The organism is Pseudomonas sp. ASL3, assembly GCF_056680425.1.
In genome coordinates this window covers 1,057,408-1,075,241 of sequence record NZ_CM155281.1, presented here as the reverse complement: position 1 = coordinate 1,075,241, position 17,834 = coordinate 1,057,408, and the positions used below count along the sequence as shown (strand labels likewise).

Genomic DNA, 17,834 nt, shown 5'->3' with positions numbered 1-17,834 from the left:
ACTTTTATGGACAGCAAAGAAAATGGCAAGACCCCAGGCCTGTCCGCTGAAGAAGAAAAAAACGCTGACAAAAACCAGCCCCCGCGTGCCGCGGTACTGCACGAAATCATTCGCCTGCAGGGCGATCAGGAGCTGGAGCGCAGCGTTGCCGCGCTCTGGTGGTCGGCCCTGGCCGCCGGTCTGACCATGGGCTTGTCGCTGATGGCCATGGGGCTGTTCACCGCGCGGCTGCCCGAAGGCGATACCAGCAAGGTGATTGCCAGTCTGGGGTATTCGGCAGGGTTTCTTGCGGTGATTCTGGCGCGTCAGCAGTTGTTCACCGAGAACACCCTGACCGCCGTGCTGCCGGTGATGACTAAACCGACGCTGGACAATTTCGGCCGACTGTTGCGTTTGTGGGGGGTGGTGCTGGTGGGCAATCTGACCGGCACCCTGCTGGTGGCCTACGTCATGCTGCACTTGCCGATCTTCGATGTGAAAACCGATGCGGCGTTTCTCGATATCGGCCACAAAGTCATGGAAAACAACGTCAGCCAGATGTTCTCCAAAGGCATCGTTTCCGGCTGGATGATCGCCACCATGGTCTGGATGATCCCGTCCATGGAGAGCGCGAAAATCTGGATCATCATCCTCATCACCTACCTGATGGCGCTGGGCGATTTCACCCACATCATCGTCGGCTCTGCCGAGGTCTCGTACATGGTGTTCGCCGGTCAGCTGCCGTGGAAGGACTTCTGGCTGACCTTCGCCGGACCGACCCTGGCCGGCAATATCATCGGCGGCAGTTTTATTTTTGCCTTGATCAGCCATGCACAGATCCGCAGCGAAAGCGGAGCGCCCAGCAAGGGGGAAAAGGGACGACAGCCATCCCGCAAGGGAGCGCAAACGGTTGAGCCTGAGCGGTTGAAGAAGTGATTGGCTGTAGGACTTCCAGCGCCTGCGCAGCAACATAAACTTTTTTTAAAAAGTGACGAAACGTTTAAGGGCCGTGCGAGGCTCGGGCTATGTCATTGCTGAACCCCTCTAAGGGCTGGCGCTCTTCGAGCAGCCGCCTGCTGGCGTTATACAGTTTTCTGTTCGTCGCCTGGAGCTGCATTCTGATGGGTGTGCTGTATTGGGAAGTCACGCGATACCTGAGCAACCTCGCCCGCCATTCCCTGATGCAACGTCAGCACCTTTTTTCTCGTTTCCAAGGCGACCAGTTGATCGATGCGCTGGTCACCAGCATGACCTTCGACATGCGCACCGTTGTAGGGCGCTGCGCAGTTTCGCAGATGGCTTCGGCATCGGCGAAGTCGTTTTTGTTGCTTTTCACATAAGGACGCACATGCTGAGCGGCGATGAGCTTGGGGCAGATCGATGGCGACGGTAGCTTCTGTGTTCATGACAATGGTCTCCGATAGGTACCTGGTGAAAGCTTAGAAAACTTTCACCAGGTAGGCAGGGGGTGACCATTTCATTAGGTTTAGGTGATCTCTGTGGGAGGCCTCGCCGCGTCTTCGACGCTGCGCTGTCGCGCAGCAAACTGGGGCTCGATTCTGCCCGGAGGGCGTAGGAGCTGACTTGTCTGCGAAAGGCCGGGGTCGCGTCCGACACGAAGGACCTTCCAGCGATATCGTGTCCAGCCCATTTACGACTGCTTCGCAGCCGATCGCAGACAAGTCAGCTCCTACAGTTTTTCGAAAGTTCAGTTTCTATATTTCAATCACTTACAGGTTGTTTGATAAGAGGCCTCGCCGCGTCTTCCACGCTGCGCTGTCGCGCAGCAAACTGGGGCTCGATTCTGCCCGGAGGGCGTAGGAGCTGACTTGTCTGCGAAAGGCCGGGGTCGCGTCCGACACGAAGGACCTTCCAGCGATATCGTGTCCAGCCCATTTACGACTGCTTCGCAGCCGATCGCAGACAAGTCAGCTCCTACAGTTTTTCGAAAGTTCAGTTTCTATATTTCAATCACTTACAGGTTGTTTGATAAGAGGCCCCGCCCCGTCTTCGACGCCGCGCTGTCGCGCAGCAAACTGGGTCCCGATTCTGCCCGGAGGGCGTAGGAGCTGACTTGTCTGCGAAAGGCCGGGGTCGCGTCCGACACGAAGGACCTTCCAGCGGTGGTGAATTCACCATTTTTGCCAGCGCTTCGGTCGGACGCGACCCCGGACGGATCGCAGACAAGTCAGCTCCTACAGGGGGTCGGCGTTTGGCTGAAAATTTATGTTTTATTTTTCAATGATTTATCGGTTGTTTGATAAGAGCAGGCTTGCCTGCGAATCGAGCACAATCACCTACAGACCAAACAACGCCTGCGGTGCCTCCACCAACATCGCGTGTTCGATATCTGCCGGACAGCCAAGCTGCTGCAATTGCTCGACCGCCGAGCTGTAGCTCATCTGATCTTCGTACTGGGTGTGCGGCCAGTCGCTGCCCCACACCAGGCGTCGCTTGCCAAAGGCCTGGGTCAGCAACGGCATGGCCTCGCGGGCGAAGGCCATGTTCTGTTCAAGGTTGCCGCCCAAACGATAAATGCCAGAAATCTTCATCCACAGCCGACCGCTCAGCCCCAGTTCCAGCAACTGCGCAAACGCCGGTTGCTCGACGCCCAGCAGGGCATCCGGACGGCCGAAATGGTCGACGACGATCTTGCAGTCATAAGGCATCAAGCCGCTGATCAACGCCGGCAAATCTTCGACTTCGCGATGTACCTCGACATGCCAGCCAAGGGCTGCGACCTGGGTAAAAAGCCGCTTCCACTGGTCTTCGGCAAGGTCCGGAAAAGCCTGTCCGACAAGGTTCAGACGAATACCGACGACGCCCTGCCCGGCCATCTGTTCCAGCGCTGCGCGACTGATAGCGGGATCAACCACGACCACCCCGCGCAACTGCCCGGGCGCCTGTTGCAGCGCCGCCAGCAGGTGCTGATTGTCGGTGCCCAAAAAGCTCGGCTGCACCAGCACACCATGGCTCAGGCCGTGTTTGCGCAGGTGCGTCAGATACTGTTCAAGTGTGGCGTCATAGTCCGGGCTGTAGCGCCGGGCCGAGACCAGCGTCAGCTCACGGCTGAACACATGGGCATGGGCATCGATGCCGAGGATCGGCGAAGTATCGGACAAGCAGATATCGGGCATGGAACTCATCTATGAAATGAGCGCGGCGGCAAACACCGCGCCGTTTAAAAATCGGATCAAGCCTGCGCGGTTTCAGCCTTATTGGCTGATCCCTGAGTCGGCGCAGGGGTGGCGTCGAGCGTACGTCCTCGGGTTTCCGGCAACGCCATGGCTGCGATCACCGCCACGCCGTAGGCAATCCCGGCATCAATGCCGATGGCCGATCCCAGTGACATGGACTCGCTCATATGGCCAACCATGAATGGAAACACCGACGACACCACGCGGCCGAAGTTGTAGCAGAACCCTACGCCTGCCCCGCGCACATCCGCCGGGTACAACTCGTTGAACAAGGCGCCCAGGCTCGCGGGAATGCCGGCCGCGAAGAAACCCAGCGGGAAACCGAGGAACAGCATCTGCGTGTTGGTCAGCGGCAGGAACAGGTAGCACTGCACCGTTACCACGCAGCACAGGGCGAACAAGATGATGTTTTTGCGCCGACCGATGCGATCGATCAACAAACCGCTGGCGATGCAGCCGCACCAGAACGCAACGATGATCACCGCCAGATAACCACCGGAACTGAGCACCGAAAGATTGCGCTCGGTCTTGAGAAAGGTCGGCAACCAGGTCATGACCGCGTGGTAACCGCCGTGCGCGCCCAGGCCCAGCAAGCCGCCGAGCAGTGTCACGCGCAGCAGTTGCGGACGGAAAATCCCGGACATGGATTTGAAGAAGCTCTGGGGTTTGGTTTTTTCTTTTTGCTGACGCTGAAAGCTGTCCGGTTCCTGGACATTGCGCCGCACCCAGATGATCAGCAGCGCCGGCAGCAGACCGACCAGAAACATCGCGCGCCAGGCCATGGCTTCGGGCACCAGGGAATAGATCAGCGCGAACGTACCGACCGCCACGCCCCAACCCACGGCCCAGGCGCTTTGTACGGTGCCCATCACCTTGCCGCGAAATTTTGGCTGGATGGTTTCGGCCATCAACACCGCGCCCGCCGCCCACTCGCCACCGATGCCAAAGCCTTGCAGTGCCTTGACGATCAGCAACTGATTGAAGCCGGTGACAAAGGCCGAGAGAAAGGTGAATACCGAAAACCAGAGAATCATCCATTGCAAGGTGCGAACGCGGCCATAGCGGTCGGAAAGTGTGCCGCCCAGCCAGCCGCCCAGCGCCGAAGTGATCAGGGTCACGCCGCTGATCAACCCTGCGTCACCCTTGGTCAGGGCGAAGGCAGCGATCAGCGCCGGAATCGCCAGGCCGAACATCTGCACTTCCAGAGCGTCCAGCGACCAGCCACCGAAACAGGCCCAGAACGTCTTGCGCTCCCGAGGAGTGACTTCGCGATACCACTTGAACATGATTCTTGTCCTTATAGATGTACATGAGGCGGCCGCAACGGCCGGTGGCATCAGCGGATTTCGACGCTGTAGCGAAAGTGGCTGGCATGCCCGCGCGAACGGCGCCACTCCAGCGGTGCTCCGGCGTAATTGCGCGCCAGACGCTCGATCACCACCACCGGGCTGTTAACAGGAATCTGCAGCAGTCGGGCGTGAACCTCGTCGACCGAGTCTGCCGTCAGGGTTTCCTCGGCATAGGCGACCACCTGACCACAGAATTCTTCGTAGATCGGATAAAGCAACGGCCCCTGCTGATCCAGATCGATGTCCAGCAGCGCATGGAACTGAATCCGCGGCAGCCAGATTTCTTCGGCCAATACCGGCCGCTCGTCAAGCAAACGCAGACGCAGTATGCGGATGACCGGCGCATCCGCAGGCAACCCCAGCATCTGTGCAACGGCCGAAGGTGCGCTCATGGGTTCGATGGACAGAATCCGGCTCTCAGGCACCTGACGTTCACCGGCAGCGGTCTGGAAGCGGAAGAAGCGGAACAGCGATGACTGGAACTGCGGACGCCGAATGAAGGTGCCGCGCCCTTGCTGGCGTTCGAGGATGTTGTCGTTGACCAGCATGTCGATGGCTTTGCGCACCGTGCCGGTAGACAGACAGTACTCGCTGGACAGCGCTGCTTCGGTAGGAATCGCCTCACCTGGGCGCCAACGATTATTGGCAATCTGCTCGGCCAATTGATCGCGCAGACGGTGGTACAGGGGCAGACGTACGTCACTGGAGAGTCTGTTCATTGTTGTAATTATCTAGTCATATATATGAATATTGAGGCCAGTATTCTCCCGATACAAAATCTCGTCAAGCGTTGTGTTTTGCCTGATACATCCCATTCGCAGCGGGACGCGTAGTTGCAAGCCTCCCACAAAAGCTGCATCAGGCTTAGCCGCCACCAACCGTGACCTGCGCCAGGAAGTCACGGCCAAGCGTTTTCGCGAAGACCTGTATTTCCGCCTCAACGTGTTCCCGATCCAGTCCCCGGCCCTGCGCGAACGGCCGATGGACATCGCGCCGCTGGCCGCGCACTTCCTCAAGCGGCGCCGACTTGAACATGGACCTGCCGGACGAACCGAAAACCAGTGTCGCACTGCCCGCCCTCACCTCCACGATCATGACCGATGGCCAACTGCGCGAACTGGAACGCAGCAACACGCTTGCCGCCCTCAAAGCGGCCAACGGGAAACTGTTTGGTAAGGGGGGTGCCGCTGAGTTGTTGGGGCTTAAACCGACGACATTGGCTTCAAGATTGAAGCGATTGGATATCGAGTTGTAATGAAGGGCCAGGGGATGAGCGCGCGCTCACCACCTGCATGCGTTATGCACGCAGGTGGCGAATCACGTTGACCAATACTGGAGAGAATGGCTGCAATTTCTGCTCTTCATTGGGTTGCAGCAAGTCATTCAATAGCAGTTCCAGAAACTCATCATCTTCAAGGCTGAGTTCATCTGGCGCCAGCGAGCTGGAGTAAAGCAATGCATCTACCATCGCCTTACGCTCACCCACCAGGCCGCGGTTGCTTTGATAGCTTCCACCCAGATTAAGCACCTCAATGCTGGTGCGCGCCCGCTCGGTGAACCCTTTAACCAATCCCGATAACTCGAATTTCAACTCGGTTTCACATTCGGCTATCAGCGGTGTCAGGGGCAATAGCTGCCTGCCATGGGCCTTCCCGCAACGACCCTGCTGATTGCAACTGGCGACGATGTTTGAAAAGTCCAACGTGCGATGGGGTGCCAGAGACTGTGCTTCGACGTGCTCATTGTGTGAACTGGCTTTCTCCGACGATATTCCCCGACAGCAGTAAGCGCACAGCCCAAATTGTTCAGAGACGCAGGCCTCGCGAACAACATCCTTGATCGCTTCATCGCTGACCAGATCTTGATAACGCTTGCCTGGGTTCGCCCGCTTCCATGCACTCAACTCTGCTGATTCAGCTCCTTTTAAAATCCTACGCACGACGAATCCCCAGCTTTCGAATCAGTAACGCGGCCTTTGCCAGCTCTATATGTCCCGTCGGAAGCTCGCCCGATAATGACTCATAGAGAGACTTGGCCTCATCCAACTTGCCGTCCTGCAATAATGCTTGCAGATAATCCAGCTGCTGCTGCACTTCGCTGTTGCGAATATCGGTATCCATCACACTCAGCAACACCTGATTGGCATCGAGGCCATACAAACCCGTCTGCTCCTGCAACTCACCGTCATCCATCACGTAGCACAACACATCCTTCGCATCGCTGATGACCAGCGGGGAATGTGTCGTCAGCAAGAACTGCAAATTAGGGAACGTCGTACTCAGTTGTCGTATCAAACTGCGCTGCCACTTGGGGTGCAAATGCAGATCCACTTCATCGATCAATACAATGCCGTCACCCTGCAGAGGGTTTTCCAGTGACTGATTCATCATCGCCAGACGTCGTGCAATATCGCCGACCAGCGCCATCATCGACTTTTCACCCTGCGACAGCTGCGAAACGTTCAGCGTGACACCGTCTTTATCGATAGCCATGTGCAAACGGGGTTTGCGTTGAACACGCAAGTTGCTGAAACCCGGCATGAATGCGGCGATGGCGGATCGAACCGCCGTCAGTTGTCGATCGCGAGAAGAGGCGTTGACTTGAGAAAGGGTTTTCCATAATTCACTGTCTTGGCCGAACCTTTCGGAAATCTCGGCCAACACCGTGACGGAAACGCCGGTCTCGTTTTCGCTGTCTTCCCGCTCTCTGAACCATTCGAAAAAGCGTCGAAAGTCGACCCCGCGGTTTAGCGCGTTGTCATAGCCGTCCAACTGATCAAAGGTGTGTCGGGCTTTGATCTTTAGTGGAATTTCAAGCACCGACCGCTCCACTGGATAGTAGGCAATCAGCGGCACAGGCGCCTTTTCGACGTTGCTCATTAGTGCTCGATAGCCGTCCGCCAGGCGGCTGACGTCCGTTAGCACGCTGGACGAATCTGCCTTGCGCCCTTTACGGGCGGCGGCGACCGACCATTCGTAATGTGTTTGTACGGGATTAGAAGCGGAGTCTATTTGCGGAACACAGAAATCGCGGACCGTTATGGTAATGGCAGCTGAAGCGGCACCATTGAGAATGGAGTCTTCGTCAATCCGTTTACCGCTACCTTTCTCCGAACTGATCCTGGCCACCAGCCAGCTAAGCGAGAGGGCAACAGACTTGAGCAATGTCGTCTTCCCTGCACCGTTATTGCCAACCAGAACCGTCACATTGGACGAATGCTGATTGGTCGGAGCCAGTGCGACCTCAAGGTCGACAAAACGGCCGACGTTGCGGAGCCTGAACTTTTTGATTTCCATCCAAATACCCTTGTGGGGTTGTCCGATTGAAGCAGCAGGGTCGCATTATGTCATTCCTTGCCCGACATTGAACGGCTGACTTGAGGTCTCCGAGCGTCATAAAAAAAATCATTCTTTTCAGGAATAATAACTATCACCCTCACGCCCCTTCTTACTTCCCGGCGGAACACTTAGCCTGCGCTCTATCCAATGCCAGATGGCCCTCTGCGGGCGTGCTCGAGCAGCACTTGGCTCATTTGTCCGACCGGGAATTTCCATGAATACCACGACCCAAACCAGACACGCCGATGCCCCCGCCATGACGCGGGGCATGGTGATGCTGTTCGCGTTTTGCTGTGGCGCCATCGTCGGCAATATCTATTACGCCCAACCCATCATTGGCATGATCGCGCCAGACATCGGCCTGTCCAGCACCCTGGCCAGTTTCATCGTTTCGCTGACCCAGATCGGTTACGCATTGGGGTTGTTCTTCCTGGTGCCACTGGGCGATCTGCTGGAAAACCGCCGACTGATGATAATGACCGCATTGCTGGCCATTATCAGCTTGTTGGGCGCGGCGTTCAGTCAACAGCCAAATGTGTTTCTACTGGCCTCATTGTTGGTCGGTTTCAGTTCGGTATCGGTACAAATCCTGATTCCGCTGGCGGCGCATCTGGCACCGGAAGAATCCCGAGGCCGGGTCGTCGGCGGAATCATGGGCGGTTTGTTGTTGGGGATTCTGCTGGCGCGGCCGCTGTCCAGTGTGATCGCTGATCACTTCGGCTGGCGCGCGGTGTTTGCCTCGGCTGCGGTACTGATGATGCTGATCAGTGTGGTGCTCGCCACCACCATGCCCAAACGCCAACCCAACCATAGCGCCTCGTACGGGCAACTGCTGGGTTCGCTGTGGACCTTGCTGCGCAAGCAACCGGTGCTGCGTCAACGGGCGTTCTATCAGGGGCTGATGTTTGCGTCGTTCAGCCTGTTCTGGACCGCCGTACCGCTGGAACTGGCACGCAACCATGGCCTGTCCCAGACCCAGATCGCGATCTTCGCGCTGGTCGGTGCCATCGGCGCGATTGCCGCACCGATCAGTGGTCGTCTGGCGGATGCCGGGCACACCCGCATCGCCAGCCTTGGTGCATTGGTCTTCGCCGCGCTGAGCTTCTTGCCGGCATTGATACACCCGGCCTACAGCGTGATCGGGCTGGCCGTTACCGGCGTGGTCCTGGACTTCTGCGTGCAGATGAACATGGTGCTGGGCCAACGCGCGGTCTACGCCCTGGATGCCCATAGCCGCAGCCGCCTGAATGCCCTGTACATGACCAGTATCTTCATCGGCGGCGCCTTTGGTTCGGCGATTGCCAGTGTGCTGTATGACCGCGGCGGCTGGCTGTGGATCGTGATTGCGGGCAGCGCTTTTCCGTTGATCGCACTGCTTAGCTTTCTGAAAAACGCTTCGGTCGAACGACGTGTCGGTGTCGGCGCGCACTGAAATGCAGGCGCCCGCGCCCCCGACCTATCGCAGCCTTCGGCAGCTCTTCAAACAAACTTTAAATCATTGTTTTTAAATGATTACTTTCTGACATTCCGGATCAGCTGTGGGAGCAGGCTTGCCTGCGAAGAGGCCAGTCGTGCAAAGAAGAGCGTCATGACTTGCGGAATATCTGAGCCTGACCCAACGTTTTCGCAGGCAAGCCTGCTCCCACACAGGCTGTGTGAAAACCTGACGATCATGTTTCAAACCAACGCCCCGACTTGTCGGGGCGTTGGTTTTTGGCCTTTGATCCCGAAATCATCGCTGTTCGTTTTCACGTCGCCGGGACAAAGCGTTTTGAGCGCTCCATGGCCAGTCCTGGGACGTTTGTCAGGCGCAAAAAAAGGCTGCTTAGCCCATCTTCGCCATCATTTCACGCGCACCCAGCACATTGATCGCCCTTTTAAAGTTATAGGCAAGCACCGCCAGCGACATCTCTATTCGCGCGCCTTTCAGTTGGCGTAGCAAGAACCGTCCATTGCCCATGATCCATTGCTTGAGGTTGCCGAAGGGGTGTTCAACGATGGACCTTCGTTCAACCATCTTCTCCGGATGCGCCTGCATGCGCTGCTCCATTCGCTCAAAAGCGGCCTCATGCGCATGCCGCGTTACTTTCCGGCGGGAGGTCTTGGTGCACTGACTTTTCAGCGGGCAGTGGGCGCAGTCACTGGGCAGTGCGTGGTAAATACGCGTGCCGCGATTCAGTTGCGTCAGCGTCAGTAGCTTGCCATTCGGGCACCGGTACTGATCGTCCAGGGCCTCATACGTAAACTGGGTGCGGTCAAAGAATTTTACGTCCCCGCCCCGCGTGTTGATCGTTCGATTCAGCGGCACATACGCCGTGATACCCGCGTCTTCACAGGCCTGGAATTGTTTGCCGTGGGAATATCCGGCATCGGCCACTACCGTCAGCTCTGACTGTTGCAGTACTTCTTTAGCCGCTTTGGCCATGGGTTCAAGCTGTTTGCGGTCATCGCCGTCCTGAGTCACTTCGTGGTGCAGGATCAAGCCGTTCTCGGCATCCACCGCCGTCTGCACGTTGTACGCCACGGCCATGCCTTGCGGCGCCCGCATCATCCGCGCCTCGCTTTCGGTGCTGATGAACTGCTCGACTTCCAGCGCCTTCATCACCTGCTGACGGGTCAGGTTGTTGTCTCGTTTGTTGCTCAGACGGGCCAAAGCGGCTTTGACTTTCTGCTTATCCACAGGCTGATCGGCGTCGTCTTTGTCCGCCCGATCAAGCTCCGCCAGGTACTGGGTAATCTTCTTGTTCAGTATTTCCTCATCGCGCTTAAGGTGCTTGAGGCTCATATGACGGCGCTTGGAGGCCACGGCTTTGAATTTGCTGCCGTCGATAGCAACCAGCTTGCCGGCGATTAGCCCCACTTCACGGCAAAAAAGAATGAAGAGTCGGCAGATGGCGGCGAATGCGGCACCGTTGTCTCTGCGGAAATCGGCGATGGTTTTGAAGTCAGGTGCGAGCTGATTGAGCAGCCACATGACTTCGATGTTGCGCAGGCATTCGGCTTCGAGGCGGCGTGACGAACGGATGCTGAGGAAATAGCCGTAGAGATAAAGTTTGAGCAGGTCTGCCGGATCATAGGGCGGGCGCCCGTTGCCCTTGAGGACAGCCTTGTCGAATCCCAGCTCCCGCAGATTGAGCTGGGTGACATAGGCATCAATGACTCTGACCAAGTGGTCTACCGGAATGGATTCTTCCAGCGACACCGGAAAAAGACTGCTCTGATCGCGCGCTATGCCTTGGATGTATGCCACAAAAATGCCCCCAATCTTCCGATGAAGGCATTTTCTTAGACCGTTGCAAGAATTGCCAGGTTTTCACACAGTCTGCACAGATTCAAGGTGAACCCAACACTGCGTTTGCTGCGCGACAGCGCGGCGTCGAAATGGGGGCAACGTGGGACCAACGAGAACACAAACGGCCTTGTCCGCCAGTTTTTCCCCGAAGGGAACCGACCTGTCCAAGTACACCCAAGAGGAGTTGGAAAGTTTGTGTATTTACTAAACATCCGACCGCGCAAGCGATTTAACTGGCTGTGTCCGATCGACGTACTCACTCCGCTCATGGGCTTGTAACATGAGGCTCCTGCTTCAATTCAATAACTGTGTTGCACTGAGCTTCTGCAACCGCCTGACGTTTATCTGACCCCACTAAAAGCTTTTTCGTGTCTTGCATGTCTTGCGCGTTAACTGAGTGCTAGAATCGCGCGATTTTATATACCTGTGGCAGTTCAGAAAATTATGCGCAACGCACATGAAAATAGCTTGCAGGCTGCATTAAAATCCTGTAGAGGCAGTTTGATATCAGTCGGTATTTTCAGTTTGTTTGTTAATGCCCTGATGCTGGTTCCTACCTTTTATATGCTTCAGGTTTACGGTCGAGTAGTGACCAGCGGAAGTCTATCAACGTTGGCCATGCTGACCATTATCATGGTCGTACTTATGGTCACTACGGGACTGCTGGAGTGGATCCGTTCGCGCATCATGGTCCGTGTCAGCAATAAATTGGACGTGACGCTGAGTCGCCATGTCTACAGGGCCAGTTTTAAACAGGCACTGGCAACTGGCGGCATGAACGCTTCGGCCCAGCCTCTCAGTGACCTGACCAACCTGCGCCAATTTATGACGGGTAACGGCGTATTCGCATTCTTTGATGCGCCCTGGCTGCCGATTTATGTCGCTGTCATGTTTATGTTTCACCCGTGGTATGGGTGGATGGCCGTTGGTTCCGCGATTGTTCTGATCTGCCTGGCCTTTGCCAACGAGAAGGCAACGGGCAAGACCATGTCGAACGCCAATAAGGAAAATACCGCTGCCAGCCTCTACACCACCAAGAACTTGCGTAATGCTGAAGTCATTGAATCCATGGGCATGCTCAATACCCTGATCCATCGCTGGTCGCTGCGTCAGAACAAAGTACTGCTTCTACAATCGATAGCCAGCGACAATGGCGGTGCAATCACCGCAATTTCCAAGACGTTCCGCGTGCTGGTGCAATCATTGGTCCTGGGACTGGGCGCCTATCTGGCGGTCAACCACGAAATCAGCCAAGGGTTGGTCCTGGCCGGTTCAGTCCTGTTGGGCCGCGCCCTGGCGCCTATCGATCTGATCATCGGCAGCTGGAAAGGCTTCATTGCGGCGCGTGGGCAGTACAACCGCCTCAACGAAATTCTGGACAAATTGCATTCCGAGCCAGAACGCATGTCCTTGCCCCCGCCGGAAGGTAATGTGCTAGTCGAAAACATTATCGTCAGCTCACCTGGTTCCCGAGCGCCCATCATTAAAGGTGTCAGTTTCACCGTCCAGGCCGGGACGGTCGTCGGTGTCATTGGCCCTAGCGCATCTGGCAAATCCACTCTAGCCCGGGCGTTACTGGGGATCTGGCCAGTCCAGCACGGCGTCGTGCGTCTTGATGGTGCCGACATCAGTAATTGGAACAAGGCAGAGTTGGGGCCGCACGTCGGCTACCTGCCACAGGACATTGAGTTGTTCGAAGGCACCATCAGTGAAAACATCGCTCGTTTCGCCGAAGTTGAAGCCGAGAAGGTTATTCAGGCGGCGAAAGTTGCGGGTGTACATGAAATGATCCTGCTGCTGCCTAGCGGCTACGATACGGTCATCGGCAGCGATGGCGTCAACCTGTCCGGTGGTCAGCGCCAGCGCATTGGTCTGGCCCGGGCGATCTACGGCACACCGCGTTTGATCATCCTTGATGAGCCCAACTCCAACCTTGATGAGGTCGGTGAGCGTGCATTGTCTTACGCAATCACTTACCTGAAGGCAACTGGCGCGACCATTTTTGTCATCACCCACCGCACCAGCATCTTGTCCCAACTTGATCGCCTGCTGGTGATGAACGATGGCCTCGTCAGCATGTATGGGCCGACCGAACAAGTAATGGCCGAGCTTAGCGCGAAAGCAAAAACTCAACAGAATGCAGCCCCGGTCGCCTCAGGCGCAGCGCCAATCAGCGCCTGACAGGAAGATGTCGATGAATCGAAATACGCTTATTACAACCGCCGATAACTTCAGTGATTTACCTACCTCGGACCTTAAGACGCGCCGCCTCGGGTTCAGTATTATTTTTGTGGTTTTCGGTGTATTCGGAACGTGGGCGGCTTTCGCACCGCTGGACAGTGCAGCCTATGCGCCTGGGGTCGTGACCGTACAAACCTATCGCAAGACGGTTCAACACCTGGAAGGTGGCATCGTCAAAGACGTGCTGGTCCATGACGGCGACATTGTCAAAAAAGGCGATCCAGTCATCATTCTTGATGATAGCCAACTACGTGCTGAATACGAGATGACCCGCAGCCAGCTGATTGCTGCCAAAGCGATGGAAGCGCGCTTGATCGCTGAGCGTGACAATCTTCCGTCGATCAACTTTGACAAAGTTGTCGAACTCAACAACGTTCGAGGCATGGAAGCACGCAATGGGGAAACCCAAGTGTTCAATGCGCGCCGCGGAGCTCGTCTGGGTCAGATCTCAGTGCTGCAAGAGCGAATTGGCCAGCTAAACCAGCAAATTAAAGGCACCGACACCATGATTGGTACCAAGGACGTTCTGGGGAAATCTTACAGCGGCGAAATCGGTGAACTGAACGAACTGTTGGCCCAAGGGTTCGTCGACAAGCAGCGTCTGCTCGAACAAGAACGCAAACTCGACATGCTTAAGTCAGAAGTGGCGGACAGCCGCTCTTCAATCATCAAGACGCGTCTGCAGATCAATGAAACACAGCTGCAGCTCCTGCAAATCAATAAGGACTTCAATTCTGACGTGGTCAAGCAATTGGCCGAAGTCCAGACCAAGGCCTATGACCTGCAAGAGAAGGATGCCGCTCTTGAGGATCGGCTGAGTCGTGTGGTCATCCGGGCACCGGATAACGGCATGGTCATTAGCATGACAGTACACACTATAGGCGGCGTTGTACGGGCCGCTACGCCGCTTCTCGATATCGTGCCGTCCATCTCCGATCTGATCGTGGAGGCCCATGTGGCGCCAGTCGACATTGATCGCATCGGTGTCGGCAAATTAGCTCAAATTCGCTTCAGCGCCTTTAACAGTGCAACCACCCCGGAAATCGAAGGTATCGTCACCAAAGTGTCTGCTGACCGCCTGACCGATGAGCGAACCGGTCAGCCGTATTACCTGGCTCGACTTCGTTTGACCGAAGCCGGTGAGAAGAAGCTGGGTGACCACAAACTGGTCCCGGGTATGCCGGCGGACGCGCTGATCAACACTGGCAAGCGCACGATGCTGCAATACCTGATGCAACCGGCACGCAATGCTATTTCAGAATCGATGATCGAGGAATGATCGTGCGCCTGCTTCCATGTTTGATGTTGGGGGTACTGGTGCTGCAGGCACATGCCGCCGAGCCGAAAACCGCTGAACCATCAACCCTGAAACCGTCTCCCTCAAGCGTCAGCGCGAAAAATTACTCAGCTGATCTGATGCAGCTTTATCGTGAGTCGCGTCTGGAGGACCCTCGTGTGCTGGCGGCCTATGCCCGGGCTGAGGCTGGCAAAGAGCATCAACGTGAAGCGTTCGGTTCTTTATTGCCACAAGTGACGGCGAACGCTGGCACCAACCGCATCAAGCAGACCGATGACGTCACTAATCAGATCTACGATAGCAAGAGCTACAGCGTGAGTTTGAGCCAGGTCATCTACAACAAGGCGGTATGGGAAAACTTCCAGAGATACAAAAGCCTGGCGAAACAATCTGTATCTGAATCCGAAGAAGCCCAGGCAGAAGCAGCCGTCGATCTGGCGCAGCGCTATTTCACCTCCCTGGCGGCCGATGATGAGCTCGAATTGGTCCAGGCCGAGCGTCGTACGATGCAAAAAAACCTCGATCGGGTCAACGCTCTGTACAAGAAACAACTCGCCATGATCACTGACGTGCTCGACCTCAAGGCTCGTGTTGATTCCCTGGCTGCCCAGGAAGTGGATGCACGTAATCAGGTCAGCTTGAGCCGAGCCGCGCTGTCGGAAATTGTCGGTCGTCCGGTCACGGAAAAACTCAGCCGTATCCGCAATGACGTGGAGTTGCAGGTTTCCACTGACAGCCTTGAACGTTGGGTCAATTTGGGTCTGACGGAAAACCCCACGCTCAAAGCCAATCAAAGCGCGGTCGAGGCTGCGGAGGCGGCCTTGCGCGGTGGTAAGGGCGGGCACTATCCGACACTCGGTGTGAACCTGAGTGTACAAAACACGACCGAAGGCTATAACAACGCCCTGGCCCCCAAAACGGATAGTTATGTCGCCGGCCTGCAGTTGTCAGTGCCCATTTACAGTGGCGGGTCAACGTCGGCGAGAGTTAGCGGCCTCTATCAGGATCAGGTCTCTGCTGAACAGCAGTTGGAAGGAACTCGTCGGCAGATCGTAAAAGAAATAACCAATGCTTATTTGACCGCTGATTCAAGCGTCGAAAAAATACGTGCCGACCGCAACGCCCTGACGTCGGCCGAGCAATCGAGCATCGCATCGGAAAAAGCATTTACGTATGGCGTAGTGAACGCCGTGGACGTCCAGACCAGCATACAGAACGAATTCAAGGCGCGTCGCGACTTGCTCAAAGCCCAGTATGACTTCATCACCAACCTGTTCATCCTCAACCGTTGGGCTGGCAAGCTGTCCAATGAAAGCGTCGAAAGCGTCAACGTCTGGCTGAGCAACAACAGCAAAACGGACCCCGCCCTCGACCGGGACATAAAACGATGAACGACTGTAGGAGATTCCGCGCTGTCGCGCAGCAAACTCGGTCAATGTAGGAGCGGGCTTGCCCGCGATCGGCTGCGGAGCAGTCGCAAAATCAGCGAACTCGATTCTGGCAGTAGAACTGTGCCCAGCATTTTTGGGACCGCCTCGCGGTCCATCGCGGGCAAGCCCGCTCCTACAAAATAATCTTTTTATTTCAGCTAGTTATGCATTGTTTGATGGGAGGCCTCGCCGCGTCTTCGACGCTGCGCTGTCGCGCAGCAAACTGGGGCTCGATTCTGCCCGGAGGGCGTAGGAGCTGACTTGTCTGCGAAAGGCCGGGGTCGCGTCCGACACGAAGGACCTTCCAGCGATATCGTGTCCAGCCCATTTACGACTGCTTCGCAGCCGATCGCAGACAAGTCAGCTCCTACAGATTTTAGAAAATTAACTTATTATATTTCAACAAGTTACAGGCTATTTGAGGGGCTTCACCGTTTTGAGTGGGTAATCTATTCTCCTCCCCATGAGAGATATCGATTTATACACCCAAATCCTTGGGCTCCAGGCACCGTGGAAAGTGGTCGCAGTTAACCTTGACCGTGCGTTGGGGCAAGTCGTTGTCGGCGTTGGAGTATCTGATGCTGCTGCGTTCACCTGTCCGCAATGTGGCCTGCACGCTTCGCGTTATGACAAACGCAAACGTCGTTGGCGGCATCTTGATACGTGTCAGTTCGTGACCATTCTAGAGGCTGAGGTGCCCAGAGTTCATTGCGCCGAGCATGGCGTGGTGACTGTCGAGGTCCCGTGGGCAGACGCTGGTTCAGGTTTCACCTTGATGTTTGAAGCATTGGTGATCAACTGGATCCAGGAAGCCAGTATTCAGGCGGTCTCGCGTCAACTCCAGACAAGCTGGGGCAGCATTGACCGGATCATGGCTCGCGCCGTCAGACGCGGATTGGCGCGTCGAAAACCGTTATCACCGACCCAGATATGTGTGGACGAGACTTCGTTTCAAAAGCGTCGCGAGTACGTCACCGTGGTGACCGACCCCGCAACGGGTCAGGTCTTGCATGTGGAAGACGGCAACCTCACCCAGAGCCTGGAAGCGTTTTATACGAAGCTCAATAGCGACCAGAAGCAAGCTATTACGGGCGTTTCGATGGATATGTGGCCCGCCTTTATCAGCGCGACCCAGCGTCATATTCCGGATGCCATGCACAAAATAGCGTTCGACAAGTTCCATGTGGCCAAGCTGTTGAGTGAGGCGCTGGACAGAGTGCGTCATATGGAGAACCGCGAGTTGTTAAAGGCCGGCTCCACGGTGCTCAAGAACACGAAATACGTCTGGCTCAAGCGGGCTGAGAACATGACTGAGCGACAACAGGCAACCTTCGAGTCGTTGCGAGAGGGTTCGTTGCGTACAGCCAAAGCGTGGGCGATCAAAGATCTGGCCATGCAGTTGTGGCGAGGTAAGGATCGGGATGAGGTCGAACAACAGTGGAACCACTGGCTGGAATGGGCCTTGAACAGTGGGCTGCCACCGATGTGGAAAGTCGCCAAAACGATCAAGCGACGACTGTGGGGCATCGTCAACGCCATCGTGTTGAACCTGCATAACGGCCATGCAGAAAGCATGAACGCACGCATTCAACGGCTCAAGCAACGCTCTTGCGGGTTTCGAAATCGGGAGCGTTTTCGCAATGCCATTTACTTTCATTTTGGTGGTTTGGATTTATACCCGGAACGTCTCCAAAACTCATAACACCCACTT

At 56.1% G+C, this 17,834-nt stretch carries 14 protein-coding genes and 3 pseudogenes; 10 read left to right on the top strand and 7 right to left on the bottom strand.

Annotated features, from left to right (window positions below):
• The first annotated feature begins 6 nt into the window (after positions 1 to 6).
• Together AC1MEE_RS04805 and AC1MEE_RS04800 are read left to right on the top strand one after the other, a co-directional pair.
• A complete protein-coding gene (locus AC1MEE_RS04805; protein WP_480414117.1) occupies positions 7 to 915 on the top strand; it encodes a formate/nitrite transporter family protein in 909 nt (302 codons plus the stop codon).
• Between the two features lie 89 nt (positions 916 to 1,004).
• Positions 1,005 to 1,250: pseudogene (locus AC1MEE_RS04800) on the top strand (two-component sensor histidine kinase); the annotation flags it as partial.
• A 1,026-nt stretch (positions 1,251 to 2,276) separates the two neighbouring features.
• Here the strand turns inward: AC1MEE_RS04800 and AC1MEE_RS04795 are convergent.
• Genes AC1MEE_RS04795 through AC1MEE_RS04785 form a run of 3 tightly spaced genes read right to left on the bottom strand, consistent with a single transcriptional unit; the run spans position 2,277 to position 5,244 of the window.
• On the bottom strand, positions 2,277 to 3,116 hold the full coding sequence (locus AC1MEE_RS04795) for an amidohydrolase family protein (RefSeq protein WP_480414116.1): 840 nt from the start codon (positions 3,114 to 3,116) through the stop codon (positions 2,277 to 2,279).
• 56 nt (positions 3,117 to 3,172) lie between these two features.
• Complete coding sequence (locus AC1MEE_RS04790) at positions 3,173 to 4,462, bottom strand: MFS transporter (RefSeq protein WP_480414115.1); 1,290 nt, start codon at positions 4,460 to 4,462, stop codon at positions 3,173 to 3,175.
• A gap of 50 nt (positions 4,463 to 4,512) precedes the next feature.
• Positions 4,513 to 5,244, bottom strand: coding sequence for a GntR family transcriptional regulator (locus AC1MEE_RS04785; protein WP_480414114.1), 732 nt, complete (start codon positions 5,242 to 5,244; stop codon positions 4,513 to 4,515).
• 73 nt (positions 5,245 to 5,317) lie between these two features.
• Here AC1MEE_RS04785 and AC1MEE_RS04780 point away from each other — a divergent pair.
• Positions 5,318 to 5,440: pseudogene (locus tag AC1MEE_RS04780) on the top strand (hypothetical protein); the annotation flags it as partial.
• Here the strand turns inward: AC1MEE_RS04780 and AC1MEE_RS04775 are convergent.
• Entirely contained in the window at positions 5,390 to 5,560 is a 171-nt protein-coding gene (locus AC1MEE_RS04775) for a hypothetical protein (protein WP_480416394.1), read from the bottom strand. The pseudogene AC1MEE_RS04780 and the gene AC1MEE_RS04775 overlap by 51 nt on opposite strands.
• Between AC1MEE_RS04775 and AC1MEE_RS04770 the strand changes: the two genes are divergently transcribed.
• Positions 5,559 to 5,780, top strand: a complete 222-nt coding sequence (locus AC1MEE_RS04770) for a hypothetical protein (protein WP_480416393.1) — start codon at positions 5,559 to 5,561, stop codon at positions 5,778 to 5,780. The genes AC1MEE_RS04775 and AC1MEE_RS04770 overlap by 2 nt on opposite strands.
• Before the next feature lie 42 nt (positions 5,781 to 5,822).
• Here the strand turns inward: AC1MEE_RS04770 and AC1MEE_RS04765 are convergent, their stop codons facing one another.
• A complete protein-coding gene (locus AC1MEE_RS04765; protein WP_480414113.1) occupies positions 5,823 to 6,464 on the bottom strand; it encodes an HNH endonuclease family protein in 642 nt (213 codons plus the stop codon).
• Complete coding sequence (locus AC1MEE_RS04760; protein ID WP_480414112.1) at positions 6,457 to 7,821, bottom strand: AAA family ATPase; 1,365 nt, start codon at positions 7,819 to 7,821, stop codon at positions 6,457 to 6,459. The genes AC1MEE_RS04765 and AC1MEE_RS04760 overlap by 8 nt, the downstream gene beginning before the upstream one ends.
• Before the next feature lie 256 nt (positions 7,822 to 8,077).
• On the opposite strand from AC1MEE_RS04760, the gene AC1MEE_RS04755 reads away from it, so the two are divergent.
• Positions 8,078 to 9,295 (top strand): MFS transporter, encoded by a 1,218-nt coding sequence (locus AC1MEE_RS04755; protein ID WP_480414111.1) that lies wholly within the window; start codon positions 8,078 to 8,080, stop codon positions 9,293 to 9,295.
• A gap of 393 nt (positions 9,296 to 9,688) precedes the next feature.
• On the opposite strand, the gene AC1MEE_RS04750 is transcribed toward AC1MEE_RS04755, so the two are convergent.
• Positions 9,689 to 11,113: an IS1182 family transposase gene (locus tag AC1MEE_RS04750; protein WP_480410535.1), complete on the bottom strand. Its 1,425-nt coding sequence runs from the start codon at positions 11,111 to 11,113 to the stop codon at positions 9,689 to 9,691.
• A gap of 126 nt (positions 11,114 to 11,239) precedes the next feature.
• On the opposite strand from AC1MEE_RS04750, the pseudogene AC1MEE_RS04745 reads away from it, so the two are divergent.
• The 5 genes and pseudogenes from AC1MEE_RS04745 to AC1MEE_RS04725 all read left to right on the top strand — a co-directional run.
• Positions 11,240 to 11,434 (top strand): annotated as a pseudogene (locus tag AC1MEE_RS04745) (transposase); the annotation flags it as partial.
• A gap of 165 nt (positions 11,435 to 11,599) precedes the next feature.
• Positions 11,600 to 13,336, top strand: a complete 1,737-nt coding sequence (locus AC1MEE_RS04740) for a type I secretion system permease/ATPase (RefSeq protein ID WP_480414110.1) — start codon at positions 11,600 to 11,602, stop codon at positions 13,334 to 13,336.
• A gap of 13 nt (positions 13,337 to 13,349) precedes the next feature.
• Positions 13,350 to 14,675 (top strand): HlyD family type I secretion periplasmic adaptor subunit, encoded by a 1,326-nt coding sequence (locus AC1MEE_RS04735; protein ID WP_480414109.1) that lies wholly within the window; start codon positions 13,350 to 13,352, stop codon positions 14,673 to 14,675.
• Complete coding sequence (locus tag AC1MEE_RS04730) at positions 14,672 to 16,084, top strand: TolC family outer membrane protein (RefSeq protein WP_480414108.1); 1,413 nt, start codon at positions 14,672 to 14,674, stop codon at positions 16,082 to 16,084. The genes AC1MEE_RS04735 and AC1MEE_RS04730 overlap by 4 nt, the downstream gene beginning before the upstream one ends.
• A gap of 502 nt (positions 16,085 to 16,586) precedes the next feature.
• The gene (locus AC1MEE_RS04725) at positions 16,587 to 17,825 is read left to right on the top strand and encodes an ISL3 family transposase (protein ID WP_480412973.1); all 1,239 of its coding nucleotides are present in this window, start codon (positions 16,587 to 16,589) and stop codon (positions 17,823 to 17,825) included.
• The last annotated feature ends 9 nt before the right edge of the window (positions 17,826 to 17,834 follow it).

Bases quoted from the DNA above. Each gene is read 5' to 3' on its own strand.
- AC1MEE_RS04805 (WP_480414117.1), top strand. From the start codon at position 7: ATGGACAGCAAAGAAAATGGCAAGACCCCAGGCCTGTCCGCTGAAGAA.
- AC1MEE_RS04795 (WP_480414116.1), bottom strand. From the start codon at position 3,116: ATGCCCGATATCTGCTTGTCCGATACTTCGCCGATCCTCGGCATCGAT.
- AC1MEE_RS04790 (WP_480414115.1), bottom strand. From the start codon at position 4,462: ATGTTCAAGTGGTATCGCGAAGTCACTCCTCGGGAGCGCAAGACGTTC.
- AC1MEE_RS04785 (WP_480414114.1), bottom strand. From the start codon at position 5,244: ATGAACAGACTCTCCAGTGACGTACGTCTGCCCCTGTACCACCGTCTG.
- AC1MEE_RS04770 (WP_480416393.1), top strand. From the start codon at position 5,559: ATGGACCTGCCGGACGAACCGAAAACCAGTGTCGCACTGCCCGCCCTC.
- AC1MEE_RS04775 (WP_480416394.1), bottom strand. From the start codon at position 5,560: ATGTTCAAGTCGGCGCCGCTTGAGGAAGTGCGCGGCCAGCGGCGCGAT.
- AC1MEE_RS04760 (WP_480414112.1), bottom strand. From the start codon at position 7,821: ATGGAAATCAAAAAGTTCAGGCTCCGCAACGTCGGCCGTTTTGTCGAC.
- AC1MEE_RS04755 (WP_480414111.1), top strand. From the start codon at position 8,078: ATGAATACCACGACCCAAACCAGACACGCCGATGCCCCCGCCATGACG.
- AC1MEE_RS04740 (WP_480414110.1), top strand. From the start codon at position 11,600: ATGCGCAACGCACATGAAAATAGCTTGCAGGCTGCATTAAAATCCTGT.
- AC1MEE_RS04735 (WP_480414109.1), top strand. From the start codon at position 13,350: ATGAATCGAAATACGCTTATTACAACCGCCGATAACTTCAGTGATTTA.
- AC1MEE_RS04730 (WP_480414108.1), top strand. From the start codon at position 14,672: ATGATCGTGCGCCTGCTTCCATGTTTGATGTTGGGGGTACTGGTGCTG.
- AC1MEE_RS04725 (WP_480412973.1), top strand. From the start codon at position 16,587: ATGAGAGATATCGATTTATACACCCAAATCCTTGGGCTCCAGGCACCG.